Raw genomic sequence first — 24,372 nt, 5'->3', positions numbered from 1 at the left:
TCGGGATGAATACCTGTCATACAGAGCGCAGCAAAGGGAACCTGCCTGCCGGCCAGGCAGGGAATCTCAACCAGCCCAAAGGAACTTCGACAGCACAACGGAAACAACGGTTATTTAAAGAAAGAATCTATAAACTCGTACTTATTGAATACCTGGAGATCTTCTATCCCCTCGCCGACGCCGATGTATTTTACGGGGATACGGAACTGGTCGGATATACCGATAACCACTCCCCCCTTGGCGGTACCGTCGAGTTTGGTGACGGCAAGGGATGTGACTTCGGTAGCCTTTGTAAACTGTTTTGCCTGCTCAAAGGCATTCTGCCCGGTAGACCCGTCGAGAACCAGGAGTACGTCGTGAGGGGCATCGCCTATCACTTTTTGCATCACCCGTTTTACCTTGGAAAGTTCGTTCATGAGGTTTACCTTGTTGTGCAGTCTCCCCGCGGTGTCGATAATGACCACGTCGGCATCCTGGTTGGCAGCAGATTTAAGGGTGTCGAAGGCCACAGAGGCCGGGTCACTTCCCATTTGCTGTTTTACAATAGGAACATCCACACGATCGGCCCATATCTGCAACTGGTCTATAGCGGCTGCACGGAAGGTATCGGCGGCCCCGAGCACTACTTTTTTGCCTTGTTTCCTGAACTGGTAAGCGAGTTTCCCAATGGTCGTAGTCTTTCCTACGCCATTGACACCGACTACCATGATCACATAAGGTTTTTTATCTGCAGGAATGGAAAAATCGGTAGCTTCGCCGGTATTGGTTTCCGAAAGCAGGCCCGCGATTTCCTCTCTTAAAATACGGTTGAGTTCTTCCGTTCCGAGGTATTTATCCCTGGAAACACGTTCTTCTATCCGCTCTATGACCTTCAGGGTGGTATTTACCCCTACATCACTGCTCACCAATACCTCTTCGAGGTTGTCGAGGACTTCGTCATCTACTTTAGACTTCCCGGCTACGGCCTTACTCAGCTTACCGAAAAAACTGGTTTTGGTCTTCTCCAGTCCCTTGTCCAGGGTCTCTTTCTTCTCTGAAGAGAATATTTTCTTAAACAAATTCATCTAATAAGACTATTGAGTTGACGTATTGCGGCCCTGAAGTACTGCTTTGACGGTATGGGACCGGGATAAAAAACAGTTTTGACCACCTTATATCCTCCAAAGATATAAGAACTCATTTAAACTTTCCCGATTGAAGTCAAAAAGTTTAAACGGCCCAAAAAACAAAAAGCTACTTCCGACACGGAAGTAGCTGATATAGAAAAATATTGTGAACTTCTTTATTTTTTGTTCAACCAGTCATTAACCAGGGTAGGGTCCATAACCGATTCTACAAAAGTATATGCCCCTGTTTTGGGAGATCTTACCATTTTAATGGCCTTGGTCAGTCTCTTGGACTTGGTTTGTAACGTTGCTACGGTTTTCTTTGCCATGACTCAGATTATTTTATTTCTTTATGAACAGTCATTCGCTTCAGGATGGGATTGAATTTCTTGATCTCCAGCCTGTCGGGAGTGTTCTTCTTGTTCTTGGTTGTTATATATCGCGATGTTCCAGGCATACCGGACTCCTTGTGCTCGGTGCACTCTAATATCACCTGTATTCTGTTACCTTTCTTTGCCATCTCTCTATGCTTTTCTTAAAAAAACGATTATTTGTAATATCCTTTTGCCCTGGCTTCTTTCAACACTGCAGAGATCCCTTTCTTGTTGATGGTCTTCAACGCAGACGTAGATACCTTGAGGGTAATCCAGCGATCTTCTTCAGGAATATAAAAGCGTTTTTTGGTAAGGTTGATATCGAATTTACGCTTCGTCTTGTTCATAGCGTGAGAAACATTGTTCCCCACCATTGCCTTTTTTCCGGTAAGCTCACAAACTCTTGACATTTCTTCTATACTTTTGTGTTTATTTAAAACAGGGTGCAAATTAACGAATTTTTTCAGTGACAGACAAGAGAGCAGATCAAATTTTTAAAATTTCTTTCCGGAGCATTTCCAGGGCCCTGATCACGGCTTTGTTTACGACTTTTTCCCGGTGATTTCCAAAGTTGAATTTTTCGGCCCAAACCCTGCCGGGCACAGCCAGTCCGATAAACACCGTTCCTACGGGGGCATCGGACTCTCCTCTGGAAGGGCCTGCATTTCCCGTGGTGGCAATGGCATAATCGGTTTTCAGCAGCTTCCGCGCCCCTTCGGCCATGGCGCACGCCACCTCTTCACTCACCACGCTATGTGCTTCGACCAGGGAAGACGGCACACCAAGCACCTCTTCTTTGACCTCCGTGGCATAGCTCACTATCCCACCCTTGAAATAGGCTGAGGCCCCGGGTACCGATGTCAGCTGCTCCGCGATCTTGCCCCCGGTACAGCTCTCCGCCGTAGCCAGCGTATATCCTTTCTCCGTCAAAAGCCGCCCCAAAAGCACTTCCAGGGGTTCATCCTGCTCCATATCGTAAATCACATCCCCCAGAATGGTATAGAGTTCTTTTACTTTCTGACCGACGGCTTCCTCTATATGTTCCCTGCTGCTTCCCCTTGCCGTAAGGCGCAGGCGTACTTTCCCGATATCGGGCAGATAGGCCAGCCTGATGAAATCGGGCAAGGTATCTTCCCAGGTTTCAAGGATATTGGCAATATCACTTTCTCCCATGCCATAGGTTATAATGGTACGATGCAGTATGAACGGGCGCTCGAAAGCGCCCTGCAGCCGGGGCAATACTTCATCCCGCATAAGGGCTTCCATCTCAAAAGGCACCCCGGGAAGGGATATATATATCTTTCCCGCTTTCTCCATCCACATCCCCGGGGCGGTCCCGTAGCGGTTCATCAGCACCTTTGCCCCGGACGGCACCAGGGCCTGGCTGCGGTTCAGGTCAGATATCGGGGTCGTGATATGGTTCCTGAACAACTCCTCGATATGGGCCAGCACCGTTTCGTCGGCAACAAGGGTATCCTCAAAAAAACGGCACAATGCGTGCTTGGTCACATCGTCTTTGGTGGGCCCCAGCCCCCCCGTAATAATGATGATATCCGCCCTTCGCCCGGCCTCCCCGAGGGTAGTAAGTATATGCTGCTCCTCATCCTGTACCGAGGTGATCTGGTATACCGAAACCCCGATACTGTTGAGCATTCCTGCAATAAAAGCAGCATTCGTATCCACGATCTGCCCGATCAGAAGCTCATCGCCTATGGTTACTATTTCTGCCTGCATCAGCCTCTGAAATCAGCAATTAAAACCTTGATCGTATCTTCGATCATCCCGCAGACACGTTCTACCTTATCTTCTATAACGGCAAGAGGTTCCCTTTTCCGGGCATCGTTCTCAATCTCCAGGACCAGGTTCTTTGCTTCCTGCATTCCCAGGAGGTCCAGGTTGGGTTTTATTTTATGTGCCTGCCGGTATATGTTTTCAAAATCTCCCGATGCCACAGCCTGCTTCAATGCTTTTACATCGGCAGGGGTATCTTCCACAAAAACGGTGATGACCGAGTCTATAAACTCCTGGTCCCCTCCCGACAGTTCTTCCAGTTTCTCCAGATTATATGTCATACTCATAAAGATGATTATCGGCGGTAAGCCATACCTGTTCCGACACAGTTTATTTTATACCCAGGGCGAAAGACATTTCATCTTCCAGGAAACCTTCGAGATGGTCCCCGGCTTTTACCGGCCCCACCCCGGCGGGAGTTCCCGTAAAAATAATATCTCCCTTTTTCAGGGTAAAAAACTGTGATATATACGCTATAAGTTCATCTGCTTTCCACAGCATAAGTGCCGTATGCCCCTGTTGTACGGCCTCCCCGTTTTTCTCCAGGCGAAAGCGGATGTCGTTCAGGTCTCCGAACTTCTCCTTCGGGTGCCATTTACCGACCACCATGGAGCCGTCGAAAGCCTTGGCTATTTCCCAGGGCAATCCTTTCTCTTTCAGCCTGCCCTGAAGGTCCCTGGCCGTAAAATCCAGTCCCAGCCCCACCTCGTCATAATACTTATGCGCAAAACGGGCATCGATATACTTCCCGACTTTCCCTATCTTGACAAGGACCTCGACCTCATAATGGACTTCCTTACTGAATTCCGGGATGTAAAAATCCCTTTCCCTCAACAGGGCCGTATCCGGCTTCATAAACAATACCGGGGCTTCCGGTCTCTCGTTGGCCAGCTCTTCGATATGATCGGTATAGTTCCTGCCTACACAGATTACTTTCATTGATCCCTTTATTTACGATTGCAGAAATAGCTGCAAAATTTTAACAATACGCTCAACACCTCGTTTTACGGACGCCCCGTAAATATCAATTCGTTATTCTCAACCGGAATGCGGGAAGGGGTATACGACGACCAAAAGCCGGGTCGGAAGTATCGAGCCTGTCCATTTTTCTCCATCCGCCGGTACCGAGATAATACGCCCCGGAACCTTTATCTTTGTGCTCCAGAACCCCTTTAAACACCGGCGCATATTTCACCACGGGTATATCGCGGTACACCAGAGTATCGCTGACCCTGAAACTCCGGAGTTCCTCATAGGCATTCTGGCGGACGAAGAGGTGTTCCACCGCAACAAAAAAACCGTTTTCCGGTATGCGGATATAATGCGGCAGCATATCGACCTCCATACTGAAACGCAACGGTTCCCTTTTCACGACAAGGTTCCCCGCCAAAATATCTTTACCCGGTTTCCCCCCGGCATCTGCCTCCAATACACGTATGCGAAACAGTGCAGGGAGATTACGCTGTCCTTCGGCAGGATAAAACCGTACCTGTATACTTTCCAGAAAACAATTTCCGGAAAATTTACGTGGTTTTTCATAATAACGTGCCACCGCCGAAGGGTAAGCTCCTCCGCTGAAATTCCCCAGGCCTACGGAACGCTTTCCGGAAAAATCGTTGATTACCGCATGGCGTGTCCCTTTTATCAAATAGACCTCAACTTCATTCAGGGTCTCTACGGACGGTTGCATATAGACCTTTGCCCCGTTCAGCGCGGATATCGGCAACTCCAATGACTTAAACCCTACACAACTGAATCTCACCGTATCATCTGCTTCGGCCGCTGAAAGTTCCCAGTGAAAACTACCATTTTCATCCGTTGTAGTCCCGGATGTTTTTCCCACAAGGATAAGGTGCACGAAGGGAATCGGTTCGCCTGTAGCCTCGTTCCGCACATTTCCCGTAACGATCTTTTCCTGGGCCATGATACCAGGAGAAAAGAACAGCAGCAGATACAGGGGCCCTTTCACCTTATGTCACGAAAGTTTATTGTTCAGCTTGCGAAGTTTTATCCCGGTCAGCACCTTTTTGGTATACAGGGGAAAATCGGCATTGAGCAACCACCCGAAATATCCGGGTTCTTTTTCCAGCACCTCTTCTACCAGTTTCCCCTTGTGTTTTCCGAAACCGAAGATCTCTTCCCCTTTTTCATTATACACGATATAGCCCGCAAAATCCGCCGTCTGTTTCCTCGTGGTAAATTCCGAAAGGAAACCGATGTCATTTTCCAGTTCTTCATAACGGTCCAGCTGCGACTTCAGTACCTCGTAGGTTGCCGTAGTATCTGCTTCGGCAGAATGTGCATTTTCCAGCGTCTTGTCGCAATAGAACTTATAGGCAGCTTCCAGGGTCCTTTTTTCCATCACATGAAAAACGGTCTGTACATCCACGGCATACCTGTTCTTCATATCGAAGTCTACCTCTGCACGCAGCATTTCCTCCGCGAGCAGCGGAATGTCGAAACGGTTGGAATTATACCCTGCGAGGTCGCTGTCCTTTATCATGTTGTAAACTTCCCTGGACAATTCCTTAAAGGTAGGCTCCCCGGCTACTTTTTCATCGGTAATCCCGTGAATGGCCGTGGAATATGCGGGAATAGGCATTTCAGGGTTCACCAGCCAGGTCCTGCTCTCCTTATTGCCATTGGGGTATACCTTGAGTACCGATATTTCCACGATACGGTCTTTTGCCACATCGGTCCCTGTGGTTTCCAGGTCGAAAAAACAGATGGGTCTGGTAAGTTTAAGTTCCATGGATACAATAAAAATTTCTGTGTCTAAATCCCGGTAAAGATAAAAATTGTAAAAGAAAACCCCCGACAATGCCGGGGGTTTTTTCCTTTTATATCGTCCGGTCTGTATCCCAGGCTTCGAGGTACTCTGCAACGCGTTTCACAAACATTCCCCCGAGGGCCCCGTCTACCACCCTGTGATCGTAGCTGTGAGACAGGAACATCCGGTGCCGTATCCCTATAAAATCACCTTCGGGAGTTTCGATCACCGCGGGCACCTTTCTTATGGCCCCCAGCGCCAGTATACCTACCTGGGGCTGATTGATGATCGGGGTTCCCATAATGCTGCCGAAAGTCCCCACGTTGGTCACCGTATAGGTCCCGTCCTGTACTTCGTCGGGTTTCAGCTTATTCTCCCTCGCTCTCCGGGCCAGGTCGTTTACCTGCCGGGCCAGTCCCACCAGGTTCAGCTGGTCTGCATTGCGGATCACGGGCACGATAAGATTACCGTTCGACAGTGCCGTAGCCATACCGAGGTTTATATTTTTCTTTTTAATGATCCTCTCGCCGTCTACCGAGATATTCATCATGGGGTAATCGCGCAGCGCCCTGGCTACCACTTCCATAAAAATGGGGGTGAACGTAAGCTTTTCGCCTTCCTGCTTCTCAAACGCCGCCTTTGTCCTGTTGCGCCAGTTCACCACATTGGTCACATCGACCTCCACAAAACTCTGAACATGGGCCGAGGTCTGCACACTGTGTATCATATGGTGCGAAATCAGCTTCCGCATCCGGTCCATTTCTATGATTTCATCTTCTCCCGTATTCACGCTTACCGGGGCGGCGACAGGCGAAACTGCCGGCGCAGGTTTCTGCGGTACAGCTTTTTTTCCGGCCGGAGCGGCTTCCCTGTTTTCAATATAGGAGAGCATATCGTTTTTGGTCACCCTCCCGTCTTTTCCGGAACCGGGTATGCTTTCCAGCTCTTCGGGCGACACCCCTTCTTCCCGGGCTATATTCCTGACAAGGGGAGAATAAAACCTTTCCGAAGCCGAAAAATCGACAGTCGCAGGTTCTTCCGGAGATGCTGTCGCCCTGGCGGTTTCCACGGTTTTTTCCACTTCGGATACCGCTTCCTGCGACACCTCTTCTCCTCCTTCACTACGGGCGGTCTCTTCCGTCCCTTCCCCCTCGGTTTCTATCACGGCTATGGTTTGCCCTACCTGAACTACATCATCTACTCCAAAACACTGCTCCACCAACACACCTTCCACTTCACTGGGCACTTCAGAATCCACCTTGTCGGTAGCAATTTCCAGAACGGCTTCATCCATCTCTATACGGTCTCCGACTTCCTTCAACCACGAGGTAACCGTTGCCTCAGCGACACTTTCCCCCATTTTGGGTAACTTAAGTTCAAATTTAGCCATAGTACTGATTTAAAGATCTACTCTTGTTTTTTCGTTGCGAAATTAATCAAAAAAACCGTTTTTCGTTGAAAATAAAATATTTTATTCGCCTGAAAACAGCTTCTCACCATCGATTTTTCAAACAAAGCTGCTCCCGGCCGGAAACCCACAACCCGTTTTTTTCAGTTCAGAACCCCGAATTCAGCCAACTTCGGACTTCCGACTTCCAGCTTTCTCAACGTTTCAGCGAACTCTCAAAAGGTATACGGTTCAGGATACTCCGGCCCAGCGTGATCTCGTCGGCATATTCCAGCTCGTCTCCCACTGCAATCCCTCTCGCTATGGTAGACGTTGCCACGCCATAGGCTTCGATCTGGCGGTAAATATAAAAATTGGTAGTATCCCCTTCCATGGTAGAACTCAGGGCAAAAATAATTTCTTTTACCTTTCCCTCTTTTACCTTCTCCACCAACGAAGAAATATTCAGGTTATTCGGGCCCACACCGTCCATGGGCGATATTTTTCCTCCCAACACATGATAATGCCCCTGGTACTGACTCGTATTCTCGATAGCCATCACATCGCGGATATCCTCTACCACACACACCAGCGATCCGTCTCTTTTCGGGTTGGCACATATTTCACACAGGTCGCCATCTGAAATATTGTGACAATTGGAACAGTATTTCACCTCCTCCCTCAGGCTGCAGAGGGCATGGGCAAGACGCTCCGTCTGCCCGGCAGGCTGCCGCAGCAGGTGAAGTACCAGCCGCAGGGCCGTACGCTTCCCTATCCCAGGAAGCTGTGACATTTCCCTGACCGCATTTTCCAGTAAGCCCGAAGAGAATTCCATAAGTGCAAAAGTAAAAAATTCGAAACAGATATTTATGACCTGTAAAAAACAAATAAAAAAGAACAGGCGGAACTATCCAAGTTTTGTACTTTGGTCTCCCTAAAATTCTGCCTTATGCAAGCTGGTTATATCCTCCTGATCATCGCAGCCTATTTCGGACTCCTCATCCTGATCTCCTACCTGACCGGAAAGGACGGCGACAGCAACGATACCTTTTTCAAGGCAAAACGGCAATCGCCCTGGTATGTGGTGGCTTTCGGGATGATAGGGGCCTCCCTGAGCGGGGTCACCTTCATCTCGGTCCCGGGATGGGTCGAGGCCTCCCGGTTCAGTTATATGCAGGTCGTACTGGGGTACATTCTCGGGTACCTGGTCATCGGCACCGTACTCCTCCCGCTGTATTACCGGCTCAACCTGACCTCCATCTACACCTACCTCGGGGAGCGCTTCGGCAACAGCAGCTATAAGACAGGGGCTTCCTTTTTCCTGGTCTCAAGGGTAGTAGGCGCCAGTTTCCGGCTGTTCCTCATCGCCAATGTCCTGCAGGTGATATTGTTTGACGAAATGGGCATCCCATTCTGGGCAACAGTGACCATGACCATCCTCCTGATCTGGCTGTATACCTTCAGGTCAGGCATCAAGACCATCGTATGGACCGATACGCTGCAGACCCTCTTTATGCTCCTGGCCGTGGGCGTGGCCCTGTTTTCCGTATATCACGATCTCGGTATCCAGGAAAAGGGACTGATCTCCTATGTTTCGGAAAGCGAACTCTCCCGGATGTTTTTTTTCGACGACTATAAAAGTGCGGACTATTTCTGGAAACAGTTTTTTTCAGGGGCCTTTATCGCCATCGTCATGACCGGGCTGGACCAGGACATGATGCAGAAAAACCTCACCTGCAGGAGCCTCGGGGACGCCCAGAAGAATATGTTCTGGTTTACGGTCGTGCTCACCGTGGTCAACTTCTTTTTTATGGCTCTCGGGTTACTGCTTACGGTATATGCCGGGGAAAACGGGGTAGATGCCCATAAAGACGAGCTCTTTCCCGTTCTGGCCAAAGACCATCTCGGGCCCTGGGTATTCACCTTCTTTCTCGTAGGGCTGATCGCAGCGGCATACAGCAGCGCAGACAGTGCACTGACATCGCTTACCACCTCTTTCAGTGTGGATATCCTGGATATTGAAAAACGCTATGACCGGCAAAAGCAGGTCAGGATCAGGAAAAAGGTACATATTCTCACCTCCGCGGTGCTCGTACTGGTTATTGTCGTGTTTAAATATATCATCAGGGACGAAAGTGTCATTGCCAAACTTTTTGTCTTTGCCGGATATACCTACGGCCCCCTGCTGGGGCTTTATGCATTCGGGCTGTTTACCCGGTGGAACGTCAGGGACAGATGGGTCCCGCCGGTGGCTGTTGCCGCTCCCGTACTGTCTTATTTTATCTCCCGGGCCGCCCTGGAATGGTTCGGTTTCGACTTCGGTTTCTTTATCCTGATCCTCAACGGCGCCATCATGTTTTCCGGATTGCTCCTGTTGCTGGATACCGGCAAAACATCCCGGAGGCAGAACACAAACGGCAAGTTATATCCGTTAAAGTAACAAAAAGCCTGTACCCGTATCACTTAAAACACTGCTGCGTATTGCAAGCTTCCGCAGTTCCCCTTATCTTTGCACCCTAAAAACCGGAAATTAATGATTGAGATTACCTTACCCGACGGGTCTGTAAAGGAGTTTCCTGAAAACTCCACGCCTATCGACGTTGCCAGAAGTATCAGTGAAGGACTGGCGCGTAACGTGATATCCGCAAGCTTTAACGGCACCACCGTAGAGACGGGGACCCCCCTTAGCACGGACGGTAATCTCGTATTGTATACCTGGAGCAGCGACGAGGGAAAAAAGGCATTCTGGCACTCCACCGCCCACGTACTGGCACAGGCCCTGGAAGAACTGTACCCGGGGATAAAACTGACCATAGGGCCGGCCATCGACAACGGCTTTTATTACGACGTAGACCCGGGAGACCATACCATTTCGGAAAAGGACTTCCCGGCCATCGAGAAAAAAATGCTCGGGATCGCCAGGGGCAAACACGATTATAACATGAGGGCGGTATCCAAGGCCGAGGCCCTGGATTATTACAAAAAGCAGGGCAACGAATACAAGGTTGAACTCATAGAAAACCTGGAAGACGGCACCATTACCTTTTGCGACCACGACACCTTTACCGACCTGTGCCGGGGCGGACATATTCCGAACACCGGGATCATCAAGGCGGTAAAGCTGCTCAACACGGCGGGGGCATACTGGCGGGGCGACGAGCACAAAACCCAGCTCACCAGGATATACGGTATTTCTTTCCCCAAACAGAAAGAACTCAACGAATACCTCCAGCTGCTGGAAGAAGCCAAAAAACGGGACCACCGGAAGCTCGGAAAGGAACTGGAACTGTTCGCTTTCTCCCAAAAGGTAGGGCAAGGCCTTCCGCTTTGGCTTCCCAAGGGCGCCGCACTGCGCGAACGCCTGGAGAATTTCCTGAAAAAAGCCCAGAAAAAGGCCGGGTACGAACAGGTGGTATCCCCGCATATCGGGCAGAAAGAGCTCTACGTAACTTCCGGGCATTACGCCAAATACGGCGCTGACAGCTTTCAGCCCATTCACACCCCTCACGAAGGGGAAGAGTTCCTGCTGAAACCGATGAACTGTCCGCATCACTGTGAAATATACAACGCCAGGTCCTGGAGTTACAAGGAACTCCCGAAGCGCTATGCCGAGTTCGGTACCGTATACCGCTACGAACAGAGCGGAGAACTGCACGGGCTTACCCGGGTAAGGGGCTTTACCCAGGACGACGCCCACATTTTCTGTACCCCGGACCAGCTGGACGAAGAGTTCAGGAACGTCATCGACCTGGTACTGTACGTATTCGGATCGCTCGGTTTTGAAAACTTTACGGCACAGGTATCCCTCCGCGACCCCGAAACCCCCGACAAGTATATAGGGAGCAACGAGAACTGGGAAAAGGCGGAAAGCGCCATCATCAATGCCGCAAAGGAAAAAGGGCTCAACTACGTGATCGAGACCGGGGAAGCCGCATTCTACGGGCCCAAACTCGATTTCATGGTTAAGGACGCCCTCGGAAGAAGCTGGCAGCTGGGCACCATACAGGTCGATTACAACCTCCCGGAGCGCTTCGATCTCACCTACAAGGGCAGTGATAACGAAATGCACCGTCCGGTAATGATCCACAGAGCCCCTTTCGGCAGTATGGAAAGGTTCGTAGCCATCCTGTTAGAGCACACCGCGGGTAACTTCCCGCTATGGCTGATGCCCGACCAGGCTATTATTCTCTCTATCAGCGAGAAATACGAAAAATATGCCGAAAAAGTTTTAAATTCATTAGAAAATTACGAAATTCGCGCCCTGACAGATCACCGGAATGAGACCATAGGCAAGAAGATCAGGGAAGCTGAGATGAAGAAAATCCCCTACATGCTTATCGTAGGTGAGAATGAAGAGAAGGAAGGAACGGTTTCCGTGAGAAAACACGGTGAAGGCGACCTTGGCAGTATCAGTACAAAAGCCTTTGCCAAAATAGTGGAAGAGGAGATAAGCCGCACCTTAAAACAGTTTTAGAACGAAGTTTAATTAAAAATTTGTAAGCCATAGCAATTAAGAGAAGATTTAACAGAAACCGTCCGCCCCAGAGAGAGGACAAGAACCCGCACAGGACCAACAGGGATATCCGCGTGCCGGAAGTTCGTCTGGTGGGCGACAATGTAGAAACGGGGGTATACCCTACCAGAGAAGCACTGTCCAAAGCGGAAGAGCTGGGACTGGACCTGGTGGAAATTTCACCCAAGGCAACTCCCCCGGTCTGTAAGATCATGGACTACAAGAAATTCCTCTACGAACAGAAAAAGAGGGAAAAAGCCTTAAAGGCCAAGGCTGCCAAGATCGTGGTCAAGGAAATACGTTTCGGTCCGCAAACGGACGAGCACGATTACGAATTTAAAAAGAAACACGGCGAAAAGTTCCTTAAAGACGGGGCCAAGCTAAAGGCTTATGTCTTCTTTAAAGGGCGCTCCATCGTGTACAAGGACCAGGGAGAAATTTTACTGCTCCGCCTGGCCCGCGACCTGGAAGAGTTCGGAAAAGTGGAACAAATGCCAAAACTGGAAGGTAAACGCATGACCATGTTTATCGCTCCGAAGAAAAGCAAGAAATAAGCGAAGTAATCACAATAATTAGGAATTATGCCTAAAATGAAGACCAAATCCAGTGCCAAAAAGCGCTTTAAGCTCACAGGCTCCGGTAAGATCAAGAGAAAGCACGCTTTTAAAAGTCACATCCTGACCAAAAAAAGCAAAAAGCGTAAGCTTGCGTTAACGCACAGTACCCTGGTACACGATCACGACGTTAACAGTATTAAAGAACAACTGCGCCTCAAGTAATTACAGCGCAGACCGTTCCGGTTTTATTTTATTGTACAACCCTGGAGTCAGGCCCTTTAAAAGTATTTTGAGTTGTAAATGCTGAATAAAAAATTGCAGTTCAATGTTTTAAAATTCAGAATTCACAATACACAAAATCGCCTGCTACAAAAAACAAAAGATTATGCCAAGATCAGTAAATTCAGTAGCCTCAAGAGCCCGCAGAAAAAAAATCATGAAGCAGGCCAAAGGTTACTACGGAAGACGTAAAAACGTTTGGACCGTTGCCAAGAATGCGGTTGAAAAAGCCATGCTTTACGCATACAGAGACCGCAGGAACAAGAAGAGAACATTCAGGGCACTGTGGATTACCCGTATCAATGCGGGGGCCAGATTGCACGGACTCTCCTACTCCCAGTTCATGGGTAAACTCAAAGCCAATGATATCGAGCTCAACCGCAAGGTGCTCGCCGACCTGGCCATGAATCACCCGGAGGCTTTCAAGGCAGTCGTAGACAAAGTAAAGTAAACGTTATTAACAAGATATTTCGCTTATTGAATGGATCCGGCCCGCAAGGCCGGATTTTTTTGTGCCTGTCTGTCCGGTGCGCAGAAACGCGTACCTCCAAAAAGGACCCTCGTGAAATAACAGCGATTTAACGACCCCATCCCGCTAAAAGTGTAACTTTGCAGAAAATTGCAACTTTATGGACTTGACCCGGGTAAAACTTATCGCTACCGATATGGACGGCACATTGCTCAATTCGCAAAGCGTGGTAAGCCACAGGTTCTTTACACTTTTCGAAGAACTTAAAAAATACGACATTCATTTCGCAGCCGCCAGCGGGCGCCAGTACCACAGTATCGCCGACAAGCTGAACGCTATCGTAAACGACATTACCATTATTGCCGAAAACGGGGCCATTGCCAAACGCAGGGAACAGGAGCTGCTGGTTACCCCGCTTTCCCGGGATACGGCCGTAGAGATCGTAAGGCACGTCCGTCCGCTTGACGATGCCTATACGGTGATCTGCGGAAAGGAACAGGCTTATATAGAAACCGATAACCCCCGTTTCGAAAACATGTTCCGCGAGTACTATCACGCCTACACCCGGGTACCCGATCTCACCGCCCTGGAAAATGACGAGATCCTCAAAATAGCGATCTACAGTTTCGAAGGGTCCGAAAAGAACATATACCCCTATGTCACCCCTTTTGAAAAAGACCTGCAGGTAAAGGTTTCGGGAGAGCACTGGCTGGATATTTCAAGTCCGGACGCCAACAAGGGCCACGCGCTCGGCCTGCTGCAAAAAGAACTGGGGATAAGCGAATCGGAAACCCTGGTATTCGGCGATTACAACAACGATCTCGAAATGATGGAGAAAGCACATTTCAGCTTTGCCATGGAAAACTCCCATCCCAATGTCATAAAGGCAGCCCGGTACACCACCCTGAGCAACGACCATTACGGGGTAGAACATATCCTGGAAAAGCTTATTGCAGCCAGGCAGCCGGCCGCGCAAAAAGGCTGACCTGCCTCAGATCCCGGACAGGGTCACCACCACTTTCCGGCCACCTCCGCGATTGCGGTGTTCACAGAGATAAATACCCTGCCAGGTACCCAGGTTCAACCTCCCTGCAGTAACGGGAATGTTTACCGAACTTCCCATAAGCGACGCCTTGATATGAGCAGGCATGTCGTCATCCCCTTCATAGGTATGCGTATAATAGTCCGCTCCTTCGGGGACCATGACATTCATATGCCGTTCGAAATCCACCCTGACAGACGGATCGGCATTTTCATTAACCGTAAGCCCGGCCGAGGTGTGTTTTATAAAAGCGTGCAGCTGGCCGATACGCAATTCCGACAGTTCGGGCAGGGCGTCCAGTATTTCCGAAGTGACCAGGTGAAAACCGCGTTTACGAGGCCTGAGCACTATTTCCTTCTGAAAAAACAACATATTATCCGAATTTAATCCCTCAGGAGAGGGGATGTATATATATTACCCGTCACCCACATAATAAGCTGCGTTTGAAACTGTAACCTGTAACTGACTAAAAACTACGAACTACGAACTACCAACTAAGAACTAAAAACTTCTCCCCCCATCAGGTCTTCTGTTTCTTTTTCTTTGCCGCCGGAAAGAGGATATTATTAAGGATCAGGCGGTAGCCGGGCGAATTGGGGTGCAGCTCCAGTTCGGTTTTCGGGTCGCCTACCCTGTGCTGGTAATCCTCCGGGTCGTGCCCGCCGTAAAAGGTAAAGAACCCCTTGCCTTTTACCCCGTGTATATACCTGGCTTCGCCGTTGGCCTTATTCTCCCCGAGGATCAGTACATTCGACTTGATCTCTCCCCTGTTAAAACTCGTGGTCTGCCCCATAAAACCCTTTATGAGTACGGTGTGGTTCTGGCACAGCATGGTGGGTACGGGGTCCCATTTGGCAGAGAACTCCATCAGCGTAAAGTAATCCACCTCTTTGGCCATCCTTCTTTTTGCAGTCATATCAATAGACGAGAACTCGTAGACATCCGGGTTGCGTTCCAGGGTAAACCCCGTAAAGGCAAAGGTCCTGTCATAATCTATCCTGGCCTGGTAATTGGGCGTAGCGGGGTCTCCGTCAAACATGGGTTCGCATATATCCACTCCTTCTGCCGAAAGGGCGATATCAAAACTGTCGGTAGCCGAGCACATGGCAAACATAAAGCCTCCGCCGACCACAAAATCACGGATCTTGAGTGCCACGGCAAGTTTGGAATCGGAAACCTTGTCGAAGCCCAGCTTTGCCGCCCTTTCCTCCGCTTCCTTTTTCTGCTGAATATACCACGGGGCCATTTTATAAGCCCTGTAAAATTTACCGTACTGCCCGGTAAAATCTTCATGGTGAAGGTGAAGCCAGTCATACATCAGCAACTTATCGGCAAGGACCTCTTCGTCATACACCACGTCATACGGGATTTCCGCATACGTGAGCACCATGGTCACGGCATCGTCCCAGGGCGGGTTGTCCTTGGGCGAATACACCACGATTTTCGGGGCCTTTTCCAGCACCACGGCATCCTGGTTTTCTGCCGGGCTGCCGATCTCCCTGAGAATACCGGCCGCATCATCGTCGGAAAGCACCTCATACGAAACGCCCCGTATGGTACATTCCTTACGGATGTCTTCGGCATCGGGCAACAGGAAAGAACCGCCCCTGTAATTGAGCAGCCATTGTACCTTGACATCTTTAGACAAGGTCCAGTAGGCCATGCCATACGCCTTGAGATGATCTTTCTGGTGATCGGCATCCATCGGGATAAGGATACGGGATGCATAAGCGGAAGATATTCCACTCCACAGTAACACTAAAAGCAATCCCCTTTTCAGCCATTGATCAAAACCCATATTCCGAAACTTTTTCCCAAAGTTAATGAAAAGGCCGGGAATTTTTCCCGAAACGCGGAGACGGACTGAATTTTATCAGAACGGCACGTCGTCATCCCCCGGTCCGGGTCCGTCGTTCATCGAGCTCCCGAAAGCATCCTCCGCACTGGGGAAAGCCCCGGGGTTAAAGCCATCGTCATCGGACGCATTCATTTTGGACTGGAACTCAAAAGGCGAATCGAACTCATCGAGGTTGTCGAACTTACCGAGGTGCCCTATAAACTTCAGGCGGATGTTCTCCAGCCCCCCGTTACGGTGTTTGGCCACGATAAACTCTCCCTGTCCCTGGGTAGGCGAACGTTCCTCGTCGTCCCACTCTTCGATCTTGTAATATTCGGGCCGGTAGATAAACGACACGATATCGGCATCCTGCTCGATGGCCCCGGATTCCCGGAGGTCGGAAAGCAGCGGGCGCTTGCTCCCTCCCCTGGTCTCCACGGCCCGTGAAAGCTGTGAAAGCGCTATCACCGGTACATCGAGTTCTTTTGCCAGCGCCTTGAGGTTACGTGAAATGGTGGAGATCTCCTGTTCCCTGTTCCCTCCTTTCTGTGATCCGCCGGCGGTCATCAGCTGGAGGTAATCAATGATAATAAGCCTGATCCCGTGCTGGGAAGCCAGCCTCCTGGCCTTGGCCCGCAGGTCGAAAATGGAAAGCGAGGGGGTGTCGTCTATAAACAGCGGCGCCGTTTCCAGGGCCTTCACCTTTACGTTCAGCTGTTCCCATTCGTGCTTTTCCAGCTTCCCGGTACGCAGCTTTTCAGAAGACAGGCCGGTCTCGGAAGAAATAAGACGGGTAATAAGCTGTACGGACGACATTTCCAGCGAGAAGAAGGCCACGGGAGTATTGGAATTCACCGCAATATTCCTCGCCATAGACAGGGTGAGTGCCGTTTTCCCCATACCGGGGCGGGCGGCCACAATGATAAGGTCGCTGGGCTGCCATCCGGAAGTCAGTTTATCGAGTTTGTCAAAACCGGAAGGGATTCCGCTCAGCCCCTCCTTATTGGAGATCTCCTCGATCTTCTTCTTGGCCTGCATGACCAGGCTCTGGGCACTTTCGGAAGATTTCTTGATATTGCCCTGGGTCACTTCGTACAGTTTGGCCTCGGCACTGTCGAGCAGGTCGAACACATCGGTGGTCTCGTCATAGGCTTCCTCGATAATCTCGGAAGAGATCTTGATCAGGCTTCGCTGGATAAACTTCTGAAGTATGATACGGGCGTGAAACTCGATATGCGCCGAAGAAGACACTTTCTGGGTGAGCTGGATAAGATAGTAATCTCCTCCCACATTCTCGTGCTTCCCGTCTTTTTTTAACTGGGCCGAAACCGTAAGCAGGTCGATGGGCTCCGTGTTCTCGAACAGCTTTACGACAGCCTCGTAGATCAGGCGGTGTGCTTCCTTGTAAAACGCTTCCGGGTGCAATATATCGATCACCTCATCAACCCCCTTCTTATCGATCATCATCGCGCCGAGCACAGCCTCTTCCAGGTCTACAGCCTGGGGAGGTATCCTTCCCTTTTCCAACGGGATAACGCCTGTTCTTCCCGAAAATTCCAATGGTTTCCCTATTTTTATCCCTGATACGGAGCCTGTTTTTTCCATAGGTGCGAATGTAAAAAATGCTGTTTCAACTCTCCCAAAAAAGAGGTAATTAATATCCCCCGTTAATAAACATTTAGCATGTTAACAAGTTACAACTTTATGTTCATAACGTAAAAAAAACCGAAGTTCATTACCCCGGTTTGTCTGTTTCCCCGGATATACTCCCGGGATCAAAAGTTAATATTTTAAGAAGATCAGTCCTTGTAAACTCCCATCCCGGCATATTTTTCCATACGCTCTTCCACCAGTTCTTCCGGGCTCAGTTTTTTCAGGTCGTCGTAGTTTTCCACAATCACCTGGGCTACAGTCTTAAAGGTAGTTTCCCGGTCAGAATGCGCACCTCCGAGGGGTTCTTTGACAATATCGTCTACCAGGTGCAGTTTTTTCATATCCTTGGCCGTAAGTTTCAGGGCTTCTGCCGCCTGTTCCTTGTATTCCCAGCTACGCCACAGTATGGACGAGCACGATTCCGGGGATATTACCGAGTACCAGGTATTCTCCAGCATGAGCACCCTGTCGCCCACACCTATCCCGAGTGCTCCCCCGGAGGCACCTTCACCTATGATAACGACAATGATCGGCACTTTCAGCCGGGTCATTTCCAGGATATTCCGGGCAATGGCCTCTCCCTGTCCCCGCTCTTCCGCTTCAATTCCGGGATAGGCACCCGGAGTATCTATAAGGCAAACCACCGGCAAACCGAATTTTTCTGCCATTTTCATCAGGCGCAGGGCCTTGCGGTATCCTTCCGGGTTGGCCATTCCGAAATTCCTGTACTGCCGGGTTTTGGTATTGTACCCTTTCTGCTGCCCTATGATCATAAAACTCTGCCCGTCGATCTTGCCGAGCCCGCCTATCATCGCCTTATCATCTTTTACCGTACGGTCTCCGTGAAGTTCCAGGAAGGTATCCCCGCATATCGCCCTTACGTAATCAAGGGTGTAGGGACGGGACGGATGCCGTGACAACTGTACCCGCTGCCAGGCCGTGAGATTCTTATATATGTCTTTTTTGGTCTGGGTCAGTTTTTTATCTATCTGTTTACAAGTCTCGGTAACGTCCACATCACTCTCCTCCCCGATAACACGGCATTTGGACAGCTGTTCCTCCAACTCTTTGATGGGTAGTTCAAAATCCAGATATTCCATTATCTCCTATATTTTGATTTAATTGAGCCTACAAACTTAAGCATTTTTTTGTGTCTGTTTTACCATCACGGGCGATTTATAACATCAGCACACCCCCACTCCCGGAGGAGCCCCCATGCCTTTCCCGGGGCCGGGGCCTTTTCTTTTCCTGGCCTCATCCCTTTGTTTCAGCAGGGCATTGGCCAGTACCGTAGCCATGATAACAACACCTCCCACGTAAAACCCGGAACTCATTTTTTCCGAATCTCCCAGCACAAAAAAAGCCAGCAGTATACCGTAAACGGGTTCCATGTTAATGGTGAGCATTACGGTATACGGGCTCAGGTGTTTCATCACCTTTACCGACGATATGACCGCATAGGCCGTACATACGGAAGCCAGGATAAGGAGATAGGTCCAGTCGGCAGCGGACAAGGCAAAGAAATCATCTGTAAAAATATCGCCGGGCATTACCAGGGACAGAAAGAGTACCCCGGCCAGCAATTCATAAAACGAGATCACCGAAGGGCGGTACTGTTTCGCAAACCTGCCGTTCATCAGCGAAAACACCGACGACAGCAATGCGGCCAGCAGCGCCAGCAATATACCTTCTACATAAGACGATTCCACCCGGAAGATGAGATACAGTCCGAAAATCACCACCAGCCCCAGGGCCATCTCATACCAGATAGGTTTCCGGCGGTACCAGAGCGGTTCCAGTACAGCTGTAAACAGGGCACCTGTAGACAGCATGGCGAGGGTCACGGAAACATTAGACAGCCTGATGGCCATAAAAAACATCACCCAGTGCAGCGCCAGTACCACCCCGGCCAGGGCAAAACCCAGCAGGGCTTTCCGGGAAACGCGCCAGGAGAGCCTGTTATAGCCTATATAAGCGCCTACAAAGGCTACGGCAAACAGCATGCGGTACCACACCAGCGGTATGGCATCGACGGTGATCAGTGCTCCCAGCACTGCCGTAAACCCCCATATAAAGACCACGAAATGGAGGTGAAGATGATTTTTCTGGTTATCGTTTAGCATTGTTCAGCAGGTAAACGGCAAGTACGCCAAATATCAGGTTGGGAACGGCAGCCGCCAGAAAGGGTGAAAACCCGGACTGCTCCGCCATAGTACCAAAGATCCGGTCGAAGAAAATAAATATGAATGCCAGGGCGATCCCCAAAGCGAGGTTAACCCCCATTCCTCCCCGTTTTTTCCTCGAAGATACTGCCACGGCGATAATAGTGAGAATAAAGGCCGATACCGGAAGTCCCCAGCGCTTGTATTTTACCAGCAAATACGTATTGATGTTCGACGACCCTTTCTGCCGTTCCTTATCGATAAACCTGTTGAGCTCAAAGAGGTTCTTGGTCTCCGCTATATAGGAGACCGGGGTAAGGTCGTCGAGATTAAACTCAAATACGGTATCAAACCTGCTTTCTTTCCTCAGGATATCATCTTCAGGGCCTATCTTCCGCTTTACGTAGGAAGACAACCGGTACACACTGTCTTTTTCTATCCAGCGGATGTTTCTCGCAGACAATTTATAGATAAGCTGCTCGCCCTCGAAGTGTTCGAGGGTAAAATTATACCCGATCTTGTTTTTAGGGTCAAAACTGCTTACATAAATAAAGTCATTGTCATTGATCTGGTTGTACAGGTTGGTGGTCTGCCTGTCCTGCTTGCCCTTCTTGAGGTATTTAAAATAAAACTCCTTATACCCCTTACTGGCCTCCGGAACGATAAACATCCCCATTACAAAAGCGATCATGGCCACGACCCCTGCCCCCAGCAGATAAGGCCTCAGAAACCGGGTATAGGGCACCCCGGAACTCAGTATGGCCGTAATCTCGGTATTGTTAGCGAGTTTGGAGGTGAACCAGATAATGGACAGGAACAGGAAAATGGGAAACAGCAGGTTGGCAAAATAGAACGTAAAATTGATATAGTATTTTACGATCTCCCCGGTAGGCGCTTCCTGTTCTATCATTTTACCCACCTTTTCCGAAAGGTCTATCATGATACCAATAGGGATAAACAGCAACAACATCACCGTAAAGGTCCCGAGGTATCTTTTAATGATATACCAGTCTAATATCTTCATGCGAATAAATTCAATTTAAATTACCGGTAACAGGTTCTAATTTCTAACCCCCATCTCCAAACCAACAACTATGAACTAAGAACTAACAACTAAGAACTAAGAACTAAATGACTAATCACAACCGCTGCGCCAGTTTCCCTGTCATCGCATTTTTCCACGTATGAAAATCCCCTTGCAGGATATGCTTTCTGGCCTCTCTTACCAGCCACAGGTAAAAACCCAGGTTATGAATGGTAGCAATTTGCTTGCCAAGAAACTCATTGGCAGCAAAAAGATGCCTCAAATACGCTTTCGAATATTGCGTATCCACGAAAGTGATTCCCATTTCATCTACAGGAGAAAAATCGTCCTCCCACTTCTTGTTCTTGATATTGATGATGCCGCCGGCTGTAAACAGCATACCGTTCCGGGCATTCCGGGTAGGCATGACACAGTCGAACATGTCTACGCCGAGGGCAATGTTTTCCAGTATATTTACCGGGGTCCCCACACCCATGAGGTAGCGGGGTTTATCCTCCGGAAGTATGTCACAGACCACTTCGGTCATGGCGTACATCTCTTCCGCCGGTTCCCCCACCGAAAGTCCGCCTATGGCATTGCCGTCGGCCCCCGCTCCCGCGATATATTCTGCCGACTGCATCCGCAGGTCTTTGTACACCGACCCCTGGACAATAGGGAAAAGGGACTGCCCGTAACCGTATTTCTCCGGGACTTTCCCGAGGTGTTCCACACAGCGGTCGAGCCACCGGTGGGTCATATGCATGGAACGCTTTGCATACCCGTAATCGCACGGATAAGGCGTACATTCGTCAAATGCCATGATGATATCAGCCCCTATACTGCGCTGTATTTCCATAGCCTTTTCGGGAGAGAAAAAGTGGTAGGAACCATCGATATGCGACTTGAACTTCACCCCCTCTTCCCTTATTTTCCTGTTGGCGGAAAGCGAATACACCTGGTACCCCCCGCTGTCGGTAAGGATATTCCGCTCCCAACCCATAAATTTATGGAGCCCCCCTGCCTTTTCCAGGATACCGGTCTGCGGCCTGAGGTACAGGTGATAGGTATTCCCCAGAATAATATCGGGGTTAATATCCTCCCGCAATTCGCGCTGGTGCACTCCTTTTACGGAAGCCACGGTACCTACGGGCATAAAAATGGGAGTCTCAATCGTTCCGTGTGCCGCAGTGATCTTCCCCGCCCTGGCCTTGCTGCCGGGATCTTTCGCTAATAGCTCAAACTCCATATAAAACAGATTCAATCAGTCGGCAAAGATACAGATTATGTGCGAATGAGAAGTTAACTCTTTCTTATAACAGGAGATACTCCCACGGCCGTAAAACACCATCCGGCACACATCTCTCTCCGCTTCCCTGTGAAAAGTGACCAAAATCCAACAAATTATTGATTAAAGACCTGAAACTAATATGGAAATCTTTTGAGGGATACTTTTTTAAGGTTATTTTTGCCGGGAATTAATTTCAACTCATCAAAATGTCTAATATTCAACAACTAAACGACTTAGCAACACAGGTCCGCAGGGACATCCTCCGGATGGTACACGAGGTAAATTCCGGTCACCCGGGAGGTTCCCTGGGATGCACGGAATTTTTTGTGGCTTTGTACAACGAGATTATGGAACTGAAAGAGCAGTTCGATATGGACGGCAAGGGAGAGGACCTTTTCTTCCTTTCCAACGGACATATTTCTCCGGTATATTACAGTGTACTGGCCAGAAGGGGATATTTTCCGGTAGAGGAGCTCAACACCTTCCGCAAGATCGACTCCCGTTTACAGGGACATCCCACCACACACGAGGGGCTACCTGGAATTCGCATCGCCTCAGGTTCTCTCGGACAGGGAATGTCGGTAGCCATAGGTGCTGCACTGGCCAAGAAACTCAACGGCGACAACCACCTGGTATACAGCCTGCACGGGGACGGAGAGCTGCAGGAAGGCCAAAACTGGGAAGCCATCATGTATGCGGCCGGAAACAAGGTAGACAACTATATCGCCACGGTAGACTATAACGGACAACAGATAGATGGCGCTACAGACGATGTATTGCCGATGGGGGACCTCAGGGCCAAGTTTGAAGCTTTCGGATGGGACGTCATGGAGATTGCCGAAGGGAACAATATCGAAGCGGTCATTGCAGGCCTGAAAGAAGCCAAAGGCAGGACCGGTAAAGGCAAGCCCGTATGTGTACTGCTGCATACCGTAATGGGGCATGGAGTTGATTTTATGATGCATACCCACGCATGGCACGGAAAAGCGCCGAATGACGAACAGCTCGAAAAAGCACTGGCGCAAAACCCGGAAACGCTGGGAGACTATTAAGTTCCTGGTTTCCTTTCGAATTTCTTTAAAACAGAACAAGCAAGATGAAAAAATATACAGACACAGGAAAAAAAGACACCAGGAGCGGATACGGCGCGGGAATGACGGTTCTCGGACGGACCAATCCCGATGTGGTAGCCCTTTGTGCCGACCTTATCGGATCGCTCAAGATCCAGGAATTTATCGATGAAAACCCGGAACGGTTCTTCCAGGTGGGTATTGCCGAAGCCAATATGATGGGCATTGCGGCCGGACTTACCATAGGGGAAAAAATTCCCTTTACCGGCACCTTTGCCAATTTCTCCACCGGCAGGGTGTACGACCAGATACGCCAGTCGATAGCCTACTCCGGTAAAAATGTAAAAATATGCGCTTCTCACGCCGGGCTTACCCTGGGAGAAGACGGGGCTACCCACCAGATACTGGAAGACATCGGGCTGATGAAAATGCTTCCGGGCATGACGGTGATCAACCCGTGTGACTACAACCAGACCAAGGCGGCTACCATTGCCATTGCCGAACACGAAGGACCGGTATATCTCCGTTTCGGGCGACCGGCAGTAGCCAATTTCACCCCGGAAGACCAGAAATTTGAAATCGGCAAGGCCCTGCTGCTGAACGAGGGTACCGATGTAACCATCGTAGCCACCGGCCACCTGGTATGGGAGGCCCTTATTGCGGCAGAAGCCCTTGAAAACCAGGGGATTTCTGCGGAAGTGATCGATATTCACACCATAAAACCGCTGGATGAAGAAGCTGTTCTCGCCTCCGTGGCCAAAACCGGGTGTATTGTTACCGCGGAAGAACACAACTACTACGGCGGACTCGGGGAGAGTGTGGCCAGGGTACTGGTTCAGAACCATCCCGTACCACAGGAATTTGTTGCGGTGAAGGACTCTTTCGGCGAAAGCGGCACCCCGGCACAGCTGATGGAAAAATACGAACTGAACAATAAAGCCATAGTAAAAGCCGTTGAAAAGGTACTGAAAAGAAAATAAGAGTCTTGCCTCGTTTGTGGCACGGACTATCATTATTAACCCCCGCGGTTTGATATAAACTGCGGGCATT

Annotated in this window: 26 protein-coding genes; 8 read left to right on the top strand and 18 right to left on the bottom strand. The window is 49.7% G+C overall.

The annotated features are described in order from the left end of the window. Positions 1-110: 110 nt before the first annotated feature. The 11 genes from ftsY to recR form a co-directional block, all read right to left on the bottom strand. The gene (gene ftsY / locus DN748_RS17470) at positions 111-1,064 is read right to left on the bottom strand and encodes a signal recognition particle-docking protein FtsY (protein ID WP_112373123.1); all 954 of its coding nucleotides are present in this window, start codon (positions 1,062-1,064) and stop codon (positions 111-113) included. Between the two features lie 218 nt (positions 1,065-1,282). Next, the gene (locus DN748_RS17465) at positions 1,283-1,435 is read right to left on the bottom strand and encodes a DUF4295 domain-containing protein (protein WP_112373122.1); all 153 of its coding nucleotides are present in this window, start codon (positions 1,433-1,435) and stop codon (positions 1,283-1,285) included. Between the two features lie 8 nt (positions 1,436-1,443). After that, the gene (rpmG, locus tag DN748_RS17460) at positions 1,444-1,626 is read right to left on the bottom strand and encodes a 50S ribosomal protein L33 (RefSeq protein WP_112373121.1); all 183 of its coding nucleotides are present in this window, start codon (positions 1,624-1,626) and stop codon (positions 1,444-1,446) included. Positions 1,627-1,653: 27 nt separating this feature from the next. After that, the gene (gene rpmB, locus DN748_RS17455; RefSeq protein ID WP_112373147.1) at positions 1,654-1,890 is read right to left on the bottom strand and encodes a 50S ribosomal protein L28; all 237 of its coding nucleotides are present in this window, start codon (positions 1,888-1,890) and stop codon (positions 1,654-1,656) included. 76 nt (positions 1,891-1,966) lie between these two features. Then, complete coding sequence (locus DN748_RS17450) at positions 1,967-3,214, bottom strand: competence/damage-inducible protein A (RefSeq protein ID WP_112373120.1); 1,248 nt, start codon at positions 3,212-3,214, stop codon at positions 1,967-1,969. Beyond that, positions 3,214-3,552 (bottom strand): Hpt domain-containing protein, encoded by a 339-nt coding sequence (locus tag DN748_RS17445; protein WP_161554599.1) that lies wholly within the window; start codon positions 3,550-3,552, stop codon positions 3,214-3,216. The genes DN748_RS17450 and DN748_RS17445 overlap by 1 nt, the downstream gene beginning before the upstream one ends. A gap of 49 nt (positions 3,553-3,601) precedes the next feature. After that, complete coding sequence (locus DN748_RS17440; protein WP_112373118.1) at positions 3,602-4,210, bottom strand: fumarylacetoacetate hydrolase family protein; 609 nt, start codon at positions 4,208-4,210, stop codon at positions 3,602-3,604. Between the two features lie 85 nt (positions 4,211-4,295). Continuing rightward, a complete protein-coding gene (locus tag DN748_RS17435) occupies positions 4,296-5,240 on the bottom strand; it encodes a carboxypeptidase-like regulatory domain-containing protein (protein ID WP_112373117.1) in 945 nt (314 codons plus the stop codon). Positions 5,241-5,246: 6 nt separating this feature from the next. After that, on the bottom strand, positions 5,247-6,023 hold the full coding sequence (locus tag DN748_RS17430; protein WP_112373146.1) for a 3'-5' exonuclease: 777 nt from the start codon (positions 6,021-6,023) through the stop codon (positions 5,247-5,249). 88 nt (positions 6,024-6,111) lie between these two features. Then, positions 6,112-7,431, bottom strand: a complete 1,320-nt coding sequence (locus tag DN748_RS17425; RefSeq protein WP_112373116.1) for a dihydrolipoamide acetyltransferase family protein — start codon at positions 7,429-7,431, stop codon at positions 6,112-6,114. A gap of 214 nt (positions 7,432-7,645) precedes the next feature. Beyond that, positions 7,646-8,263, bottom strand: a complete 618-nt coding sequence (gene recR / locus DN748_RS17420) for a recombination mediator RecR (protein ID WP_112373115.1) — start codon at positions 8,261-8,263, stop codon at positions 7,646-7,648. A 114-nt stretch (positions 8,264-8,377) separates the two neighbouring features. On the opposite strand from recR, the gene DN748_RS17415 reads away from it, so the two are divergent. The 6 genes from DN748_RS17415 (at position 8,378) to DN748_RS17390 (ending at position 14,231) form a co-directional block, all read left to right on the top strand. Continuing rightward, positions 8,378-9,868, top strand: a complete 1,491-nt coding sequence (locus tag DN748_RS17415) for a sodium:solute symporter (RefSeq protein WP_112373114.1) — start codon at positions 8,378-8,380, stop codon at positions 9,866-9,868. Between the two features lie 93 nt (positions 9,869-9,961). Beyond that, the gene (gene thrS, locus DN748_RS17410; protein WP_112373113.1) at positions 9,962-11,902 is read left to right on the top strand and encodes a threonine--tRNA ligase; all 1,941 of its coding nucleotides are present in this window, start codon (positions 9,962-9,964) and stop codon (positions 11,900-11,902) included. Between the two features lie 29 nt (positions 11,903-11,931). Next, complete coding sequence (gene infC / locus DN748_RS17405) at positions 11,932-12,495, top strand: translation initiation factor IF-3 (protein WP_201741519.1); 564 nt, start codon at positions 11,932-11,934, stop codon at positions 12,493-12,495. Between the two features lie 27 nt (positions 12,496-12,522). Next, entirely contained in the window at positions 12,523-12,720 is a 198-nt protein-coding gene (gene rpmI / locus DN748_RS17400; RefSeq protein ID WP_112373111.1) for a 50S ribosomal protein L35, read from the top strand. Positions 12,721-12,883: 163 nt separating this feature from the next. After that, positions 12,884-13,228 carry a 50S ribosomal protein L20 gene (gene rplT, locus DN748_RS17395; RefSeq protein WP_112373110.1) on the top strand — a complete coding sequence of 115 codons (345 nt, stop codon included), beginning with the start codon at positions 12,884-12,886 and terminating at the stop codon, positions 13,226-13,228. A 178-nt stretch (positions 13,229-13,406) separates the two neighbouring features. Then, positions 13,407-14,231, top strand: coding sequence for an HAD family hydrolase (locus tag DN748_RS17390; protein ID WP_112373109.1), 825 nt, complete (start codon positions 13,407-13,409; stop codon positions 14,229-14,231). Positions 14,232-14,237: 6 nt separating this feature from the next. On the opposite strand, the gene DN748_RS17385 is transcribed toward DN748_RS17390, so the two are convergent. The 7 genes from DN748_RS17385 to tgt all read right to left on the bottom strand — a co-directional run bounded on the left by DN748_RS17385 (position 14,238) and on the right by tgt (position 22,210). After that, a complete protein-coding gene (locus tag DN748_RS17385; RefSeq protein WP_112373108.1) occupies positions 14,238-14,660 on the bottom strand; it encodes a secondary thiamine-phosphate synthase enzyme YjbQ in 423 nt (140 codons plus the stop codon). Positions 14,661-14,808: 148 nt separating this feature from the next. Then, positions 14,809-16,086 carry an asparagine synthetase B gene (locus DN748_RS17380; RefSeq protein WP_236636912.1) on the bottom strand — a complete coding sequence of 426 codons (1,278 nt, stop codon included), beginning with the start codon at positions 16,084-16,086 and terminating at the stop codon, positions 14,809-14,811. Positions 16,087-16,161: 75 nt separating this feature from the next. Then, the gene (gene dnaB / locus DN748_RS17375) at positions 16,162-17,730 is read right to left on the bottom strand and encodes a replicative DNA helicase (protein WP_112373107.1); all 1,569 of its coding nucleotides are present in this window, start codon (positions 17,728-17,730) and stop codon (positions 16,162-16,164) included. Positions 17,731-17,924: 194 nt separating this feature from the next. After that, on the bottom strand, positions 17,925-18,878 hold the full coding sequence (locus DN748_RS17370; protein ID WP_112373106.1) for an acetyl-CoA carboxylase carboxyltransferase subunit alpha: 954 nt from the start codon (positions 18,876-18,878) through the stop codon (positions 17,925-17,927). Between the two features lie 84 nt (positions 18,879-18,962). After that, positions 18,963-19,901: a DMT family transporter gene (locus tag DN748_RS17365; RefSeq protein WP_112373105.1), complete on the bottom strand. Its 939-nt coding sequence runs from the start codon at positions 19,899-19,901 to the stop codon at positions 18,963-18,965. Then, complete coding sequence (locus tag DN748_RS17360; protein ID WP_112373104.1) at positions 19,888-20,964, bottom strand: LptF/LptG family permease; 1,077 nt, start codon at positions 20,962-20,964, stop codon at positions 19,888-19,890. The genes DN748_RS17365 and DN748_RS17360 overlap by 14 nt, the downstream gene beginning before the upstream one ends. Positions 20,965-21,079: 115 nt before the next feature. Then, positions 21,080-22,210: a tRNA guanosine(34) transglycosylase Tgt gene (tgt, locus tag DN748_RS17355; protein ID WP_112373103.1), complete on the bottom strand. Its 1,131-nt coding sequence runs from the start codon at positions 22,208-22,210 to the stop codon at positions 21,080-21,082. Positions 22,211-22,458: 248 nt separating this feature from the next. Here tgt and DN748_RS17350 point away from each other — a divergent pair, with 248 nt between their 5' ends. Both DN748_RS17350 and DN748_RS17345 read left to right on the top strand, forming a co-directional pair. Then, positions 22,459-23,304 carry a transketolase gene (locus DN748_RS17350; RefSeq protein ID WP_112373102.1) on the top strand — a complete coding sequence of 282 codons (846 nt, stop codon included), beginning with the start codon at positions 22,459-22,461 and terminating at the stop codon, positions 23,302-23,304. A 44-nt stretch (positions 23,305-23,348) separates the two neighbouring features. Beyond that, the gene (locus tag DN748_RS17345) at positions 23,349-24,302 is read left to right on the top strand and encodes a transketolase family protein (protein WP_112373101.1); all 954 of its coding nucleotides are present in this window, start codon (positions 23,349-23,351) and stop codon (positions 24,300-24,302) included. The last annotated feature ends 70 nt before the right edge of the window (positions 24,303-24,372 follow it).

It is taken from the genome of Sinomicrobium soli, assembly GCF_003285545.1.
Classification (GTDB): Bacteria; Bacteroidota; Bacteroidia; order Flavobacteriales; family Flavobacteriaceae; genus Sinomicrobium.
This window is presented reverse-complemented; position numbering and strand designations above follow the sequence as displayed.